The sequence below is a fragment of the Bacteroidetes bacterium GWF2_43_63 genome (assembly GCA_001769275.1).
In the GTDB taxonomy this organism is placed as follows: Bacteria; Bacteroidota; Bacteroidia; order Bacteroidales; family DTU049; genus GWF2-43-63.
The window spans coordinates 1-18,134 of record MEOQ01000004.1; the positions used below are offsets into that span (position 1 = coordinate 1).

The window sequence follows — 18,134 nt, forward strand, 5'->3', positions numbered from 1 at the left end:
CACAAAGAAATAAAAATCCGTACGCAGTATAACCAGAAAATCACTGAATATTTACAGGCTCTGAAACTGTCGCACTAAAATGGACAAGTCAGGAAAATACTCCTGCGCCTATGTGTTGGGCTCCACATCGAGCAGTTTGCAATCGGCATGCACCGGATATGCTGTATTTATGGGCGGTAATGTCCTTGGCAACAATGCCATCGCACTGGTAAGGTTTTATACCAATGGCGTTGATAATTTCTCCTCAGTTTTAACGAGCACCGTTCTGCCAGCCAATCTGACCAATTACATGAGTGTCAAAGTGACCTACAATCCGGTTGGAAACAGCTGGTCGTTGTATGTGCGTGATGATGGGACAACCGGGTTTTCAGATCCTGCTGCAGGGACTTATTCTGCACCGGTTACAGGAACAGATGCCAATTATACAAGTGTCTCGCTGCCCTTCGCAGGTTTCTACTGGCAGGGTAATACCGATGTTGCTCAAAGTTGTTATGGAGATAACGTAAAAGTTACATTGCCTGCTGCCGGTGCACCAACGGTGAATTTATGGCAATATCTTTATCCAACTGGCATTGGCAATGAGAATCAGGAGATTGTTCAGGTAGCTGTTACTGCATCTTCTGCAATGACGCTGACGCAGTTGAATCTTCAGATGACTGGCACAACAGCCATCAGCGATGTGAGCAATATTGATGTGTATTACATGGGTACGAGTTATCGTTATAATCCTGCTGCCGGAACAATTTTCGGAAGTGCTACTCCTGCTGCCGGAAATATTGCCATCAATGGAAGTCAGCCGTTGTCAGTTGGTACGCATTATTTCTATGTTGTTTATGATGTTAGTTCTTCAGCTGTTGAAGGAAATTTACTGGATGTGATGGTTAATTCTGTTGTTGCTGGCGGTAACACCGTTGTACCTACTGATGTATCAGGCAGCAGGACAATATTGCTTTCTCAGGCCCGACTTGCCCGATGCGATGATGACGGATCGGAATTTTATCGTATTCCGGCAATAACAACCTGTCCGGATGGTTCATTACTGACAGCTTATGATAAGCGTTGGAATAATGGTGAAGATCTTGGAGTCACAGCCACAAACTCAATAGATATTGTTTCACGTCGCAGCACAGACGGTGGAAAGACATGGTCAACTCCAATTACAATTGCTGGAAACCACACGACTTATTGTTATACCGATCCATGTTTTATAACCGATTATCAGACCGGCGTTATTTTTTGTTTAATGGCGTCGGGAACTGGAACAGCCAACCGATTCAGCGCTTCAACCCCAACCAACCCTATAAAAATTTATAAAATCGAAAGTCATGATAATGGGCTCTCCTGGATCAACGGTGTTGATATCACCAACAGCATTTATGGTTCACTTTGTTCCAATGCAACGCGCCGTGCATGGTTTGCCGGTGTGGTTTCTCCGGGATCAGGCATTCAGATGAACAACGGACGTTTGGCTGCGCTGCTTCAAACCCGCACCACATCAGCCACTACGCCTATTCACGATTTTCTTATTTATTCCGATGATCATGGTGCAACATGGACCTGTGGCACTAATTCGGCCTATGCTGCAGGTGCAGGGAACGAAGCACAGCTCGTGCAGCGTGCCGACGGAACTATTCTGGCAAGTATACGTCATACGACCAACCGTTACATGAATACATCTTCAGATAACGGAATTACCTGGGGTACCGTTTATTCGGAATCAGAAATAACCGAACCCGGCTGTAACGGCGATATAGCACGCCTCACGACTATTGCCGGCGGATCGGATAAAAACAGACTTGTTCAATCGATACCTTTTCACGCTTCTATTCGCACAAATATATCAGTGATGCTCTCCAATGATGATGGAAACAACTGGCCGTACCGTAAAGTGATTTATCCCGACATGGGCACTACATCAATAGGATCGGCCTATTCAACTTTGTGCGTGTTGCCAGATAATACCATTGGATTGGTGTATGAGCTGAGTGATACAATTCCATACAATGCTGCCTGGGCTTATCCGTACGAACAGATTCATTTTGTCCGCTTCAGTCTGAACTGGCTCACCGGAGGTGCCGAAAGTCTGTGCCAACCAACAGGATTTACAGCACCAACAAGTAATTCACCACAATGTACCAATGGCAGTATCACCTTTACTCAAGGCAGCTGCCCGAGCGGTTATACGTGTTATTGGCAGGCCAGTGCTGATGGGACCAGTACTGCAAATTCCTCTTCAACACTAACTGTTACACAGGGTACTCCTGGGAATTATACGGCTTATGTAAGAGGCTATAATGGCTCCTGCTGGACTCAGGCGTTATCTTGTGTTGGCACATTCAATCAGGCTCCTACGGGTGTCACAGCCATAGCTTCGGACAATTCAATCTGTGCCGGCGATGCAATAAATCTCTCATCTTCGGCAATAATTACTGAAACATTGATTTCGCCAACTGTTGAAGGCAGCTTTGATCCGGGAACTACGTTTCCCCTGAATGGATGGAGTGTTGTAAATGGTGCCTCAAACATCTGGTATTGCGGTGCCTTTGCAGGAGCATTATCAGGAATGAATTCGGCTTATATTGGCACTGCTACTACCTATGCGGGAACAAGTGCTGTAAGAGCTAATCATTTTTATCGCGATGTTGCAATACCCGCAGGTTCTTCAAACTTAGTGCTATCCTTTTATTTGAAAATGCCAACCATTGACAACAATGCTGATTTTGTAAGGGTTTATACAACAACCACATCAAATATACCGGTTGCCGGAACAACCCCAGGCGCTGGTTACACGCAGGTGTACAATTATACAACGCCAGCTCTTGCGTCTTACACATTTCAAACAATAACTTTACCTGATGCGCTTGCCGGCACAACTGTGCGTCTTGTATTTACATATATTTGTGATGCAACTACAGGTAATGCAAATCCATCCATCGATAATATATCCCTTACGGCTAACACAGCAGATTTTTCATGGACGTCATCTCCAACTGGCTTTACATCTTCATTGCAGAATCCTACCGGTGTGACTCCTGCCGTAAGTACAACCTACACTGTAACAGCTTCAGCTACAAACGGCTGTTCGGAAACCGCAAGCACTACCATAACAGTTTCTTCAGTCACCCCCACTTTTGATCAACTCGGACCATATTGCGTTGGCGATATTCCCGGCACACTCCCAACAACTTCGTTAAACAGTATAGCTGGAGCCTGGAGCCCTTCTTCGATAAGTACGGCTACTGCAGGTATAACAACGTATACGTTTACGCCTGATGCAGGACAGTGTGCATCAGTAGTTACAATGGATGTAACGATTAATGGTGCAGCAACGACTCCGACATTCACTCAACTAGGACCATACTGCGTTGGAGCAACTCCTGCAACATTACCAACAACTTCCATTAATGGTATAACCGGAACATGGAATGCTGCAATCAGCACGGCGAGCGCAGCTTCAACGGTTTATACTTTCACACCGACACCCGGCCAGTGCGCAAACACAGCAACAATGACAGTTGTAGTGAATGCGAACATTGATCCGACCTTTACGCAACTAGGACCATACTGCGTTGGAGCAACTCCCGCAACATTACCGACAACATCACTTAACGGGATCACCGGAACATGGAATGCTGCAATCAGCACTGCAAGCGCCGCTTCAACAGTCTATACTTTCACACCGACAGCCGGTCAGTGCGCAACAACTGCGACCATGACCGTTGTAGTGAATGACAATGTCACACCGACATTCACGCAATTAGGACCATACTGCGTTGGAGCAACTCCCGCAACATTACCAACAACTTCCATTAACGGCATCACCGGAACATGGAACGCTGCAATCAGCACGGCGAGCGCCGCTTCAACGGTCTATACTTTCACACCGACAGCAGGACAGTGCGCTACCACTGCAACGATGACAGTTGTAGTGAATGCGAACATCACCCCGACCTTTACGCAACTAGGACCATACTGCGTTGGATCAACTCCGGGAACATTACCAACGACATCGAACAATGGCATCACCGGAACATGGAACGCTGTAATCAGCACTGTAAGCGCCGCTTCAACGGTTTACACATTTACGCCCACAGCTGGTCAATGCGCAACCCTTTCAACAATGACAGTTGTAGTGAATGCGAACATTGATCCGACCTTTACGCAACTAGGACCATACTGCGTTGGAGCAACTCCCGCAACATTACCGACAACATCACTTAACGGGATCACCGGAACATGGAATGCTGCAATCAGCACTGCAAGCGCCGCTTCAACGGTTTACACATTTACGCCCACAGCTGGTCAGTGCGCAACCCTTGCAACAATGACAGTTGTAGTGAATGCGAACATCACCCCGACTTTCACTCAACTAGGACCATACTGCGTTGGATCAACTCCGGGAACTTTACCAACAACTTCCATTAATGGCTTCACCGGAACATGGAATGCTGCAATCAGCACGGCGAACGCCGCTTCAACGGTCTATACTTTCACACCGACAGCCGGTCAGTGCGCAACTACAGCCACAATGAGTGTTGTGGTGAACGCCAACATTGTTCCAACCTTCACGCAGCTCGGGCCTTATTGTGTCGGCGCCACTCCCGCAACATTACCAACAACATCCAACAACGGTATCACCGGAACATGGGATGCTGCAATCAGCACGGCGAGCGCAGCTTCAACAGTTTATACTTTCACACCGACAGCCGGTCAGTGCGCAACAACTGCGACCATGACCGTTGTAGTGAATGACAATGTCACACCGACATTCACGCAACTCAGCTCCTACTGCGTCGGAGCAATACCTGATGCATTACCGGCCACTTCAACGAACGGCATCACCGGAACATGGAGTCCTGCCACAATCAGCACTGCAAGCGCTGGATCTACGGTCTATACTTTTACACCAACAGCCGGCCAGTGCGCTACCACTGCGACCATGATAGTTGTAGTGAATGCGAACATTGATCCGACCTTTACGCAACTAGGACCATACTGCGTTGGAGCAACTCCCGCAACATTACCGACAACATCACTTAACGGGATCACCGGAACATGGAATGCTGCAATCAGCACTGCAAGCGCCGCTTCAACGGTTTACACATTTACGCCCACAGCTGGTCAGTGCGCAACCCTTGCAACAATGACAGTTGTAGTGAATGCGAACATCACCCCGACTTTCACTCAACTAGGACCATACTGCGTTGGATCAACTCCGGGAACTTTACCAACAACTTCCATTAATGGCTTCACCGGAACATGGAATGCTGCAATCAGCACGGCGAACGCCGCTTCAACGGTCTATACTTTCACACCGACAGCCGGTCAGTGCGCAACTACAGCCACAATGAGTGTTGTGGTGAACGCCAACATTGTTCCAACCTTCACGCAGCTCGGGCCTTATTGTGTCGGCGCCACTCCCGCAACATTACCAACAACATCCAACAACGGTATCACCGGAACATGGGATGCTGCAATCAGCACGGCGAGCGCAGCTTCAACAGTTTATACTTTCACACCGACAGCCGGTCAGTGCGCAACAACTGCGACCATGACCGTTGTAGTGAATGACAATGTCACACCGACATTCACGCAACTCAGCTCCTACTGCGTCGGAGCAATACCTGATGCATTACCGGCCACTTCAACGAACGGCATCACCGGAACATGGAGTCCTGCCACAATCAGCACTGCAAGCGCTGGATCTACGGTCTATACTTTTACACCAACAGCCGGCCAGTGCGCTACCACTGCGACCATGATAGTTGTAGTGAATGCGAACATTGATCCGACCTTTACGCAACTAGGACCATACTGCGTTGGAGCAACTCCCGCAACATTACCGACAACATCACTTAACGGGATCACCGGAACATGGAATGCTGCAATCAGCACGGCAAGCACTGCTTCAACGGTCTATACTTTCACACCGACAGCCGGCCAGTGCGCTACTACTGCGACCATGATCGTTGTTGTGAGTCCTTCTTACGCATTCAATGAAAACCATTCGATTTGTAATGGCGACAGCTACACCTGGCACGGGACCACGTATACAACAGCTGGCACATTTACGAAGTCATACACAACAGTGAACGGCTGCGACAGTGTTTTCACATTGAACTTCACTGTCAATCCGACTTATGCATTCAATGAAGATCATTCGATTTGTAATGGCGACAGCTACACCTGGCACGGAACCACATACACGGCAGCTGGTACATTTACGAAGTCATACACAACAGTGAATGGTTGTGACAGCATTTACACGTTGAATCTATCAGTCAACCCGACTTATTCATTCAACGAAGAACATTCAATTTGTAATGGCGATAGCTACACCTGGCACGGAACCACGTATACAACAGCAGGTATTTACGCTGCAGCATATACAACAGTGAACGGATGTGACAGTATTTACACGCTAAATCTCACAGAAGTTACATCTTTTTCATTTGTCGAAGACCATAGTATCTGTTCTGGTGATTCATATATCTGGCAAGGAAGCACGTATAATACTACTGGGACTTACACTGCAATCTATGTATCATCAACTGGATGCGACAGCATTTATACATTGAACCTAACAGTCAATCCGACTTATGCATTCAATGAAGATCACGCAATTTGTAATGGCGACAGCTACACCTGGCACGGAACCACATACACAGCAGCTGGTACATTTACGAAGTCATACACAACAGTGAATGGTTGCGACAGCATTTACACATTAAATTTGAGTGTCAATCCGACTTATGCATTCAATGAAGATCATTCGATTTGTAATGGCGACAGCTACACCTGGCACGGAACCACATATGCAGCAGCTGGTACATTTACGAAGTCATACACAACAGTGAACGGCTGCGACAGTGTTTTCACATTGAACCTCACTGTCAACCCGACTTATGCATTCAATGAAGATCATTCAATTTGTAACGGCAATAGCTACACCTGGCACGGAACCACGTATACAACGGGTGGAATCTACACCGCAGCATATACGACAGTGTACGGTTGCGATAGCATTTACATATTGAACCTCACTGTCAATCCGACTTATGCATTCAATGAAGATCATTCGATTTGCAATGGCAACAGCTACACCTGGCATGGGACCACGTACACAGCAGGTGGAACTTATACCGCAGCATACACAACGGTGAATGGTTGTGACAGTGTTTTCACATTGAACCTCACTGTCAATCCGACTTATGCGTTCAATGAAAATCATACGATTTGTGAAGGAGATGTCTACAATTGGCATGGCAATATTTATTCAACCGAAGGAATTTATTACGATAGCCTTCAATCTCAGACAGGATGCGATTCTACATTTACGCTGAATCTGACAGTCAATCCACTTCCGGATATATTTCTCGGCAACGACACTACCATCTGCGCCGATGCATTTATTTTACTTGATGCCGGAAACCCTGGCGCAACGTACCTTTGGAGTGAAGCTGGAGCAAATGGACAAACAATAATTGTTGACTCAACTGGTCAAGGCCTAAGCACCTTTGATGTCAGTGTGACAGTGAACAATGGCTGCGTAATATCGGACACCATCAGTATTACCATTGAGGTTTGTGATGCGATTGATGAAAACGGCGATAATATTTTTAGTGTGTTCCCAAATCCGTCCGATGAAATAGTCAATATCATTTCTTCAAATCAGTTTTCCGACGCTCAAATTGAACTGACTGATATTAATGGGAAGCTGGTTTATTGTAGCAGAATGACAGATTTGAATGGAATCACAGGAAATAAACAATTTGATTTAGGGGAATATCCGGCGGGGGTGTATTTCATGCACTTTATAACAGGAACTCATGTGCAAGTGATTAGAGTCGTGAGACAATAATTACGATTTGTTATGATTGAAAAAAGGCCGCAGCGATGTGGCCTTTTTTGCGTTCGGCGTTGTCTGAAAAAATATTTGGTGAAGCTGTATCAGAATTAATAACAGTAGTAAAGGCGGATGCAAAAATGGCAGAAAAAATCAACATTTTGTTCCGTAGTGTTTTTGCAATTATTTCGAAATGCAATTCTTATTATATTTGCACAAAAAGGGGGAATTTCAAATGAATAAAGTCATCGTTTTATACGATTCAGGTTTCGGAAACACGAAACTTATTGCTGAGGCAATTGTTGACGGAATGGGCGATTCAGCTTCATTGCTGCATGTTTCTGAATTCACAAAAGAACATCTGAATAATCTTACTGCACTAATCGCTGGTAGTCCTATCAACGGGTTTATGCCAACCGAAAAAATGCAGGCCGCACTGAAGTCGATTCCGGCGGGTGCACTGAAAGGCGTGAAAGCGGCATCCTTCGACACCCGAATGCATATTTGGATACATGGTGATGCAGCAAAGAAAATTTCAAAACGTTTGGCCGCCGCCGGCGCTGAAATCATTGCTGATCCGGCGTTATTTCGAGTCACCGGAAAAGAAGGCCCACTCGCTGAAGGCGAGATTGAAAGAGCGAAAGAGTGGGGCAGGACGATAGTGAAAAGTTTGTAAAGTGTAAAGTGATAAAGGTTTATTAATATTTATTTTTTCTCATACAGGTTGCAAGTCTCAACTTCTTGACTGGGCGCGCGTCTCATGACGCGTGACCTGGTATCCCATCGAGGGGCTCAGGCTAAGTCAGATAATTCTCAAGCTCACCTTTCCATTTTATAAAGCCGTCAATCAGCTCTGAGTAATCATGACGGATGCGCTGAAAGCTGTCTTCGTTGGCATTGAGGTAGGCGATTTTTCCCTGCACTTTTATCACATTAATAATGTCTTCAATTTTCCGCAAAGTCATTTTCAGCATATTCAAATCCTTGTCGGTATGCCACACGTAGGTGGCTTCTTTGGTGTCGATGGTTTCCCAGACTATGTGATAATGCCGTTTGCCTTCGAGTAAAAACAAAAAAGAAAATGGCTTGAGTACAAAGCGCAGCTTCATGATGTGGAAGGTGTGCTGCGATGACAGAAAGCGCAAATGTTTGTAGTGTTTTGTTTGTGTAATCGAAATCAGATCTTCAAACAATTCATTTTCGTTGCTATAAAATGCATTTGCCTGCAGGCGTTTATCGGTGAGCGATTCGAAATACTCATCCATTGTAAAAAGCGTTTTATCAACTTCTGCTTTCAGTTTTTTTCTTGTCGCTTCGCGCACAAATTCAAACCGGACGCTGTCGATCATTTTTTTATCGATGGAATCGATTTCCTTTGACTGAGCACGCATACACGTAATAGCATCATTGTCGATTTCAACATGCGCTACAACCTGAATTTTTTTCGTTTTCAGTGCGTTTGAAAAATAATTTTTTACCGCATCGAATTCTTCGCGAAGCTCGTAATTAATAATGGTCAGTTCTATACTCTTGTTGTAGCCTTTGAAATGATGATCGAATGCGACGCCACCAAACCTGAATTTTAAATCATTTATGGCAACAAAAAATGTTTCATCCAATACTATAACTTTTGAATTGGCTGATTCAATGCTGCTTTGAGAGGCCTCTTCTGCCAAGGCAATGAATATATCCGGCTCAATAGGTTCGGTATTTATGATCATGCGGTCTTGCCCACGCAAGGTCGCCAGCATTTTTTCCGTATCAATATTATTGAATGTCACGGAAGCAATGTTCTGAAGCGTTTCTGCCAGTTCCGTCTGATGTTTTGGAAAATCAATGTTACCAAATTTGTACGCAACAACCGAAGCCGACAACCTTTTTTCCGCTGCTCTGTAATTCAAAACTTTCACGATCCAGTGCGCAGGCGATCTGAATATTTTTGCCACAGGCGGGAGTCCGAGCTGATCAAATGACAATGGAAATCCATCGATCAGATAGGCCTTGTCTTCAATAAAATTTATTATCAGTTCAGTTCCTTTCATTTATTTGTGTTGTATTTCGAGACACAAAAGTAATCAGGAATTTGGATTGTTTGAATCGTCCTGAAAATATCCTTTGCATGTACAGTGCTCAATTCCGAACGGACATTTGTCGGGTTCAAAATTACACAGTTCAATTCCCATTTGCCACCCGGGCCAGTAGTGCATTTCTTTGCTGAACTGCGCAACCAATGCGGGATATAATAAATTTGCGGGAACATCTTCGGGATAATCAGTTTCAATATTAAATGCACGCCACATGTCGAGAATGGCTTGATTGAGCTGCTCAAGTTGCAATTCTGAAAGCTTTTCTGTCGGCGGAAAAACTTCTTCACTGATGCCGAACAAATCGCTCAATCGTATATCCGGGCTATTCTCCAGAGCCATCATGTGCTCTTCAAATGCCTCATAACCCTCTCCTGGCTTAGTTTCGGCAGGAACATTTTTTTTTGCGTTGTGCAAATCAATAATCAGATAATTGACGTATTGCTGCATTTTTTTGTCAACTTATTATAGATATTCTTTGTCAATATTTTTTACATAATTTCTATTCTGAAAGTCTGCACCGATTTATTATTGCAGGCTTTCAGAATATATGAGCCAGATGAGAATCCGGATAAATCTAACCTTATTTCAGTTGACTCAGACGTAAAATGGTAGAGCATTTTTCCCGAAACATCAAACAGGAAATAATTTGTTTGAGAGGCATCTTTATTTGTAATAACCACATCATCAATGGCGGGGACCGGGAAAACGCTTATTGAAGTGTTATTCAAGTTTTCAATGCCATTTACTGTAAAATCTATGCAATCGGATTGCGCCGCACAGCCGGTGAAAGTGGTAGCATACAATGAATAACTGCCATTTGCCTGCGGTGAAAATGATTCACTGTTTTCACCAGGAATTGTATTGCCAGTGCTGCAGTCAATCCAAAAGTAAGAATGATAAGAAGTGTCAGCCAGGATCTCGTTTCCTGAAATATAAATTTCCGGCTCGAAAACATTTATATAAACAGTGTCAGATGCAGAGTCGCCGGTTTGCATGTTTGTTACTTCCACTATGAAAGAAGTATCACTTTCCGGATAAACCAAAAACGGCTGGTCCGATGAAACTCCGTTTGACCAATTGACAGACACCGCATTCTGGCTGTGAAATTTGATGTTGTCAAGTCCCCAGTGATCATTTGACATTGAAGAATAATCCATCTGGATCCATCGGAAAGAAGTGCTTGTTGTCTGCGCGGCCGATGGTACGAAAAACTCATAATTTGCCCATGTTGTGAATGGCGTATTATAGTTGGTTATGCTTGTATTATTTGACCCGGGAGTAATTGAATTATTCAGGATCGATCCATCAGGACGAAAATAGGCGATGTCAATCCAGTTAATTCCATTGTTTATGGAGTACTGCAAAGTAACTCCTTCATCATATTCGTCAATTCCTTCACAAGGCGAAGCCTGGCTTTGCATGGAATATTTGATGTCAAATGACACTATATCTAATGTTGTTGCGTCCATTGAAATAGTAGACAGTTGCCTTGGTAGAGTTGTATTATCTCCCATCCACAGATAAATGGACCCGTCCGATGTCGGATTACAAGGATTGTTGAAAGAAACTCCGGAGGAAACAATCCATCCGGCACCAGCTGTTCCGAGGTTGAAATCATTTGAGTACTGAGAGAAGCAATTGTTAGTTATGGATAAGCTTACCGGGTCACCCGGACAAACTGAATCAGGGGTGGCCATGGCCACGACTTCACACTGACTGAAACCCATTTTTGCGGCTATTGAAAAGCATAATGCAAATAAAAAACAGAGCATTGACGGTTTCATCTATCACATATTTAGAATGCTAAATTAAATATTAATTCATAATACAGCAAGATTATGTTTTTATGCAAGGGTTGCAGGATTGGTTTTCAGCCTTTGATGGCAGATAAGTTCAAAATATAACGCCTGAATTGCGCATGCTGATCACTTTTAAAAAAATTCAGAGCTAAGATGTCTTATAACTTGCCGTCATAAAAAACGATGTGCTTTTTTCATCAAAAAGGAAGTTCAATTAATACCGGCGCATTTTTGGTCAAAGCAAAAGCTGCGCAAACTACGACCTTAGTGCTTTTGCAAGGGCAAAAGAGATTTATATATTGCAGCTACGGGATTATGTCTCGCTTCGCTCGTCATGATCCCGAATTGGGGGGCCTCGCCCATTCATAAACACTATCCGGCAGGCTGGATAGTGTTTATTCATTTATGCCTGTGCCATGTGCAAGCACGCTTGCATGGCGCAGACATAAATGAAAACAGCCACGCTTGCGCATGGCTGTTTATGAATGGGTGGCGGAGAGCGAGGCTCCGCAACCTGAATGCGAAAACCCGCTCTGAGACTTAATATCCTGAGGTGCAAAAAATCCTGGTAGCTAAAAAGCCAGCCAACTTTTTTACTTTACATTTTGTGAAGAACGATTTTGTTTTAGATTACAAATATACAATATTTTGCAACACAAAAAAAATGTTTGGTCCCAGGGTTCGGGAGAAAAATCTCCGGCAAATTTAAGATGTTTTTAAGTCAGCTCGCTGGTAGCTTGAAATTCAATAGCTGGGTAGCTAATTGTGTTGTATTATACTGTAATTTAATTTGTTAAAACAGCAACACTTTTTTAACGTGTACCCAATTTTACTACAAATTTTAAAATATTGTGCCTTAGCCGTTAACGAAAATTCATCAGGCCGAAGTCTGATTTCTCCCGAACTTTGACAATAAATGTGCGAATATTTATGTTTTTTAACATTATGTAAAAGATGATAATTTATCATGTGCCATGAGTTAATACACGTTACTACCTATTGTGAAATCGCTCATGGGCGTTTTCACCCTGGATTGCCACGCTTCAACAATCCGGATGGGCTATGCAATCTGGTTTATGAAGCAAATACCATTCAGGTGGCTATACTTCCTGCAGATACAGACCTGATTGATTATCTCGACAATAATAATTATCTATCCTACGGTTATAAAAGCAGAAAGGATTATTCTGTCGATTATCACCAGATCCCGAATGGGAAATACAAAATTGTGATCAGGCCCAATAAGGTTTATAGGTTAGAAGATTCAAACGATATCCCACAGTTCGATACGCCCAAAAGTCAAAGCTTTCTGGAGTTGATGGGGGATGAATTTGAGCGTATTAAACTCAGGGCGGAATGGGTTCTTGAGTATTACTCCGACGCTAAAGATATTTCGGTGTATGCAAACCGGCAGATTCAAAAAACAAAAAAGCTATTCAGCGAAGTCAAGATAGAACTCGGGGATATACAGAAAGAAAAAGCCCGCGACAATATTTATATTTTTTTCGTGCTCAATTTGTTTGTGGCGAGAGTAATTGTTTTTTATCAGCAGATGTTCCTTCCATACATAAATACACCCTTAGAAAGCAAGGAAAGGCTGTTTTACGAGATCTTTCAGGAGCTGTCTGTCCCGAAAATGTGCAAATTGTTCCGTTATAATCTGACGAGCAGACCGGAATGTTTTGAAAAGTCTTTTATTGAAAACACGGGTGTTTCGGAAAGAATTCTGCCGCAAAGCGTTTCTGAAAGCAGTAAGACTTTTTCAGACCACATGAAGACCCATCTAAATACAGTTAATGTACAATACCAGCCCATCAAGCTCAACGGACAGGTCAACGTTCTGGTGGATATATTCACCCAACTGCTTGAAAAATACAGGACTCCGGAAGGACCATTCATCGAAACCTCTCGCGAAAACCTCGAAGCCTTTCTGGTGGCAAACTTCACTGATAGGAGCAATAAGCCTTTGAGCTCATATACCATACATACTTTGCTCAAACCATACAGGGTTGACAAGCATATTAAGCAGGACAGCCCCAAAAGAATTGATATTTCCGGCTTTATTGAACCGGACGAATAGCCCGCAAAGTGCAAAAAGAGTCTTTTCAAGTATCTGAGACCCTTTTAAGACCAAAAGACCGTTTTTTCTTGCGTATTCTTGCTTTGGTTTTAGTTGCAACGAACCATCACCGATTGTTTAACCTTCAAAATCAAAACAAGATGGACGTAATAACCATTGAATCCGCAGCCTACGCCAAAATAGTCCGGCGTATTGACGATATTGAGCAGAAAATCCTTGATATTGTAAAGAAAGCCCAGAATCCTTTATCCGAACGCTGGCTCGACAACCAGCAACTCTGCCAGGTTCTCAATATCAGCAAGCGATTATTGCAATCGTATCGCGATGAAAAACAGATTCCCTTCTCCCAGATCAACCACAAGATCTATTACAAAGCCTCCGACGTGGAGAAATTCCTAACCAAAAACTACAAACCGTTGATCGGATATTAAAAAACAAACAAAAACACCTCAAAAAATCCAAAATGATCCGGCAGAAATTCCCGCCGGGTCATTTTTTGTCTAAAATCGGATCATTTCACGGCTATTTAGCGACTATTTTTGCCAAAATGAGTCGAAAATGAGCCGATTATGTGTTCAAAATTGGTTGTTTTGGGCGAAAATCGGGCGGTTTTTGATTCAAAACGGGAGTGAATTTGAAATTTGTATTAACTAGTTAAAAAAAAGTATTAAAAGTTAATACAAATATTATATCTTTGGCAGAAGAATGCATAAAAACATTTATTTAGATTACAATTCGACTACTCCCACTGATTCAAGGGTTCTTGAAGCAATGCTTCCATTTTTCCATGATCAATATGCAAACGCTTCAAGTATACATATTCTAGGACAAAACATCAAGAAGACTGTTGAGTCAGCTAAAGTTAAAATTTCTAATTTATTAAAATCTGACATTAATGAGATTATTCTTACTTCTGGCGCAACTGAGAGCATAAATTTGATTATCAAAGGTTACGCATTTGCGAATTTGGATAAAGGAAATCACATAATAACCCTTTCTACAGAGCATAAGGCTGTTCTTGATACATGTAAATACCTTGAGACTGTTGGCTTTGAAGTTAGTTTTCTTCCTGTTTCTGATGATGGTATTATTGATTTAAATATTCTTTCCAAAGAAATCAGAAAAGAGACTATCCTTATTTCTGTTATGTTGGTAAATAATGAGATTGGAGTTATTCAACCAATTAAAGAAATTTCTGAAATAGCGCATGCTAATAATATTGCTTTTTTCTGTGATGCAACTCAAGCTGTTGGTAAAATAGAAACGCTCGTTGATGAGTTAGGAATTGATTTTATGGCTTTTTCAGGACATAAATTCTATGCTCCAAAAGGGATAGGTGGATTATACATCAGAGGACTTGGTGAAAAAAATATAAAGATTCAACCCCTCTTACACGGAGGTGGCCATGAAAAGGGATTAAGAAGTGGAACATTAAATGTTCCTGGAATTATAGGTTTGGGAAAAGCATGTGAAATTGCAATGATTGAGATGAATGAAAACAAGTTTAATATTGAGGCACTAAGAAACAAATTAGAAATGGGTCTATTAGCAATACCCAATACCTCAATAAATGGTTCAATAAAAAGCAGAATCTATAATGTTACAAATATCTGCTTTCATGACATAGAAGCTTCTGTTCTAATCGGAAAATTAAAGAATATTGCTGTTTCAAATGGCTCAGCTTGTTCATCAGCAATTATTGAACCTTCACATGTTTTACAATCTATTGGTTTGTCTTATAATGATGCAATGTCGTCTATTCGGTTTTCGCTTGGAAAATTTAACACCAAAGAAGAAATAGAAACCACTGTAAGACTGATAAACGAATTCATAACTGTAACCCGTTCTTCATATGCTTAGAGATGTAGAGTGGTCAGAAGACAGGTCTTATAGAACCGGAACTGAGAATGAGCCATTTCAATTTTACCTGGAAAGCTTATGTAGCAGTAACAGTTTTGACTTATTGCTTGGATATTTTAGTTCGGCTGCAATTAACATTCTTTCTTTAGGATTTGCTTCATTTCTTTTCTCTGGTGGTAAAATGCGGATGGTAGTAAACAATGTATTATCACAGGAAGATAAAGATGCTATTCAAGCCGGACAAATCGGAAAATTTGCTGATAATGAATTTGACCTATCGGATATTAAAAAATTGAAAAGGTCTCTCGATGAGTATGGAAGGCATTTCTTTGAATGTTTATCATGGTTAATAGCAAATGATAGGATTCAAATTGTCATTATTCGACCTAAAAACGGGAAAGGCATTTCACATTACAAATCCGGTGTATTCTTCGATGGCCAAGATTCTGTTGGATTTAAAGCATCCTGCAATTTCACTGCTTATGGATTACTTGAAAACCTTGAAGAACTAGATGGCTTTTTAGCTTGGGAAAATGGACGATCAAACAAATGGATTAAAAGTCAAAACAAATATTTTGAAAATATTTTTTCCGGTAATGCTGAATTTGTTGATTATATTAATATAGAAGATGTCTCTGTAGCAATTAGAGAGCATTTTGCGGATAAATCGCTAAATGAGCTTTTAATTCGTGAAAAAGAACTGGCTGAAAAGAAAAGTAGAGTTTTAGAAAATAAGGAATTGAGGAAAGCGATAGAGAAAGTAGTCTTAAGAATTGAGGAAATTATAAAAGAACCTAAATTTCCATATCCCCAAGGAGCCAGAGAGTACCAAAAGGAAGCATATCAGAATTGGGAAAGTAATGGTTATAAAGGGATATTTGCAATGGCTACGGGTACTGGCAAAACCATAACATCCCTCAATTGTCTTTTAAATGAATATCAAAAAAATAGTGAAAAAGTTTATCATGCGTTAATTCTTGTTCCTACTATTACCTTGGTGGATCAATGGGAAAAGGAAGTAAAATCGTTTAACTTTCAAGAAGTATATAAGATTTCTTCTAAATCAAATTGGGAGGGCGAAGTAACAACATTGTTATCTTCCTCAAAACGAATACCACTCTCTTTTGTTCTAATAAGCACATATGCGTCATTTGTTAAGGATAAATTTCAAAGTATTATAAAAGATTTGCCAGAAGACACAATTTTCATAGCAGATGAAGGTCACAATCTTGCTTCTCCTACAGTTGCGAAGAGAATTAAAGAGTTTAAAATTAAAAAGAGAATTGGGTTATCAGCAACACCAAAAAGGATTTATGATCCTGAAGGAACACAAGGAATGGAGTTGTTTTTTGAAGATCATGAACCATACACATACTCATTCTCGATGGATAGGGCTATTAAAGAGGATGTGCTATGCCAATACTATTATTACCCCCATATAGTTGAGTTGACGGACCAGGAATTAGAAGCATATATTGAAACTAGTGACCGTCTTGCAAAACTCTACAGGTATGGCAAAAAAGATCCGGATACGGAAAATATTATTGAAAGGCTATTATTAGCAAGAAAGAGAATTATTCATAAAGCTTTTAATAAAATTGGAATTGCCATCGAGATTTTAAAAAAGCAGTACAAAGAAAAAGGATCTCTGAGATATACTTTCGTTTATGTTCCCGAAGGTGAAACGTGCGAAATACGTGAAGACGAAGATGAATTAGTGGAAGAAAACATCAAACTCATAAATCAATATACAAGAGAGATTGCTCGTATAGATGATAAACTATTAGTAAATCAATTTATCAGTGGAATGAAAGACCGCAACGAGATTTTAGAGCAATTTCAAAAAGGCGAAATAGACGTAATTGCATCTATGAAATGCCTGGATGAGGGCGTTGATATACCAAGAGCTGAAACCGCAATCTTCTGTAGTAGTACAGGAAATCCGAGACAGTTTATTCAAAGAAGGGGACGAATCTTAAGAAAACATCCTGCAAAGAAATTTGCAATTATCCATGATTTAGTAGTTGTCCCCAGCTTATCACAAAAAGAAGGCACAGATTCATTTGATGTAGAGAAGAGTTTAACAAAAAAAGAACTTGAGCGAGTAATGTACTTTGCAATGCTCTCTAAGAACCCATATTTTACCGAAGAAGTTTTTAGAGAAGTTTGTGCCTTTTATGGCCTAAACATTTATACCATTCAAACCGAACTATCATCAATATGACAAATGAAGACATTTTCAAAACCTTTTTAGATGATCCTTTATTGATTGAAAAAGGATATATTAAAAAGGAAATGGTCGGCAAACTTAAAATCATTGAGCAGAGTGAAATAAAGCTGATTGAGGTGATTAGAATTGCCATAAATAGTAACATGAATCAAGAAACCGAAAACGTTACTTCAAGAAAAATTAACCAGTATCTTAACAAATAACGTTATGATAATTGAGAGAATTGAACTTA

11 protein-coding genes are annotated in these 18,134 nt (G+C 41.6%); 8 read left to right on the plus strand and 3 right to left on the minus strand.

All coding sequences use genetic code 11. The features are described from left to right. Nucleotides 1–79 precede the first annotated feature (79 nt). From A2W93_11955 to A2W93_11965, 3 genes are read left to right on the plus strand one after another with little or no spacing between them, the layout of a single operon-like run. Nucleotides 80–7,861, plus strand: a complete 7,782-nt coding sequence (locus tag A2W93_11955) for a hypothetical protein (GenBank protein ID OFY56339.1) — start codon at nucleotides 80–82, stop codon at nucleotides 7,859–7,861. A 35-nt stretch (nucleotides 7,862–7,896) separates the two neighbouring features. Continuing rightward, complete coding sequence (locus A2W93_11960; protein OFY56340.1) at nucleotides 7,897–8,085, plus strand: hypothetical protein; 189 nt, start codon at nucleotides 7,897–7,899, stop codon at nucleotides 8,083–8,085. After that, nucleotides 8,082–8,522 carry a hypothetical protein gene (locus A2W93_11965; protein ID OFY56341.1) on the plus strand — a complete coding sequence of 147 codons (441 nt, stop codon included), beginning with the start codon at nucleotides 8,082–8,084 and terminating at the stop codon, nucleotides 8,520–8,522. The genes A2W93_11960 and A2W93_11965 overlap by 4 nt, the downstream gene beginning before the upstream one ends. Before the next feature lie 121 nt (nucleotides 8,523–8,643). On the opposite strand, the gene A2W93_11970 is transcribed toward A2W93_11965, so the two are convergent. From A2W93_11970 to A2W93_11980, 3 genes are read right to left on the minus strand one after another with little or no spacing between them, the layout of a single operon-like run. After that, the gene (locus tag A2W93_11970) at nucleotides 8,644–9,888 is read right to left on the minus strand and encodes a hypothetical protein (protein ID OFY56342.1); all 1,245 of its coding nucleotides are present in this window, start codon (nucleotides 9,886–9,888) and stop codon (nucleotides 8,644–8,646) included. A 33-nt stretch (nucleotides 9,889–9,921) separates the two neighbouring features. After that, a complete protein-coding gene (locus A2W93_11975; protein OFY56343.1) occupies nucleotides 9,922–10,380 on the minus strand; it encodes a hypothetical protein in 459 nt (152 codons plus the stop codon). Nucleotides 10,381–10,421: 41 nt separating this feature from the next. Further along, entirely contained in the window at nucleotides 10,422–11,660 is a 1,239-nt protein-coding gene (locus A2W93_11980) for a hypothetical protein (GenBank protein OFY56344.1), read from the minus strand. 1,105 nt (nucleotides 11,661–12,765) lie between these two features. Between A2W93_11980 and A2W93_11985 the strand changes: the two genes are divergently transcribed. From A2W93_11985 to A2W93_12005, 5 genes are all read left to right on the plus strand, one after another. Next, nucleotides 12,766–13,812, plus strand: coding sequence for a hypothetical protein (locus A2W93_11985; GenBank protein OFY56345.1), 1,047 nt, complete (start codon nucleotides 12,766–12,768; stop codon nucleotides 13,810–13,812). Between the two features lie 140 nt (nucleotides 13,813–13,952). Then, nucleotides 13,953–14,243, plus strand: coding sequence for a DNA-binding protein (locus A2W93_11990; GenBank protein OFY56346.1), 291 nt, complete (start codon nucleotides 13,953–13,955; stop codon nucleotides 14,241–14,243). A 274-nt stretch (nucleotides 14,244–14,517) separates the two neighbouring features. Continuing rightward, complete coding sequence (locus tag A2W93_11995) at nucleotides 14,518–15,672, plus strand: IscS subfamily cysteine desulfurase (GenBank protein ID OFY56347.1); 1,155 nt, start codon at nucleotides 14,518–14,520, stop codon at nucleotides 15,670–15,672. Further along, nucleotides 15,665–17,896 (plus strand): hypothetical protein, encoded by a 2,232-nt coding sequence (locus A2W93_12000; GenBank protein OFY56348.1) that lies wholly within the window; start codon nucleotides 15,665–15,667, stop codon nucleotides 17,894–17,896. The genes A2W93_11995 and A2W93_12000 overlap by 8 nt, the downstream gene beginning before the upstream one ends. Further along, nucleotides 17,893–18,105, plus strand: a complete 213-nt coding sequence (locus A2W93_12005) for a hypothetical protein (protein OFY56349.1) — start codon at nucleotides 17,893–17,895, stop codon at nucleotides 18,103–18,105. The genes A2W93_12000 and A2W93_12005 overlap by 4 nt, the downstream gene beginning before the upstream one ends. The last annotated feature ends 29 nt before the right edge of the window (nucleotides 18,106–18,134 follow it).

What these genes read in the sequence shown, in the direction of transcription:
- A2W93_11975 (OFY56343.1), bottom strand. Translation starts at nt 10,380, where the DNA reads ATGCAGCAATACGTCAATTATCTGATTATTGATTTGCACAACGCAAAA.
- A2W93_11955 (OFY56339.1), top strand. Translation starts at nt 80, where the DNA reads ATGGACAAGTCAGGAAAATACTCCTGCGCCTATGTGTTGGGCTCCACA.
- A2W93_12005 (OFY56349.1), top strand. Translation starts at nt 17,893, where the DNA reads ATGACAAATGAAGACATTTTCAAAACCTTTTTAGATGATCCTTTATTG.
- A2W93_11995 (OFY56347.1), top strand. Translation starts at nt 14,518, where the DNA reads ATGCATAAAAACATTTATTTAGATTACAATTCGACTACTCCCACTGAT.
- A2W93_11970 (OFY56342.1), bottom strand. Translation starts at nt 9,888, where the DNA reads ATGAAAGGAACTGAACTGATAATAAATTTTATTGAAGACAAGGCCTAT.
- A2W93_11960 (OFY56340.1), top strand. Translation starts at nt 7,897, where the DNA reads ATGTGGCCTTTTTTGCGTTCGGCGTTGTCTGAAAAAATATTTGGTGAA.
- A2W93_12000 (OFY56348.1), top strand. Translation starts at nt 15,665, where the DNA reads ATGCTTAGAGATGTAGAGTGGTCAGAAGACAGGTCTTATAGAACCGGA.
- A2W93_11980 (OFY56344.1), bottom strand. Translation starts at nt 11,660, where the DNA reads ATGGGTTTCAGTCAGTGTGAAGTCGTGGCCATGGCCACCCCTGATTCA.
- A2W93_11990 (OFY56346.1), top strand. Translation starts at nt 13,953, where the DNA reads ATGGACGTAATAACCATTGAATCCGCAGCCTACGCCAAAATAGTCCGG.
- A2W93_11965 (OFY56341.1), top strand. Translation starts at nt 8,082, where the DNA reads ATGAATAAAGTCATCGTTTTATACGATTCAGGTTTCGGAAACACGAAA.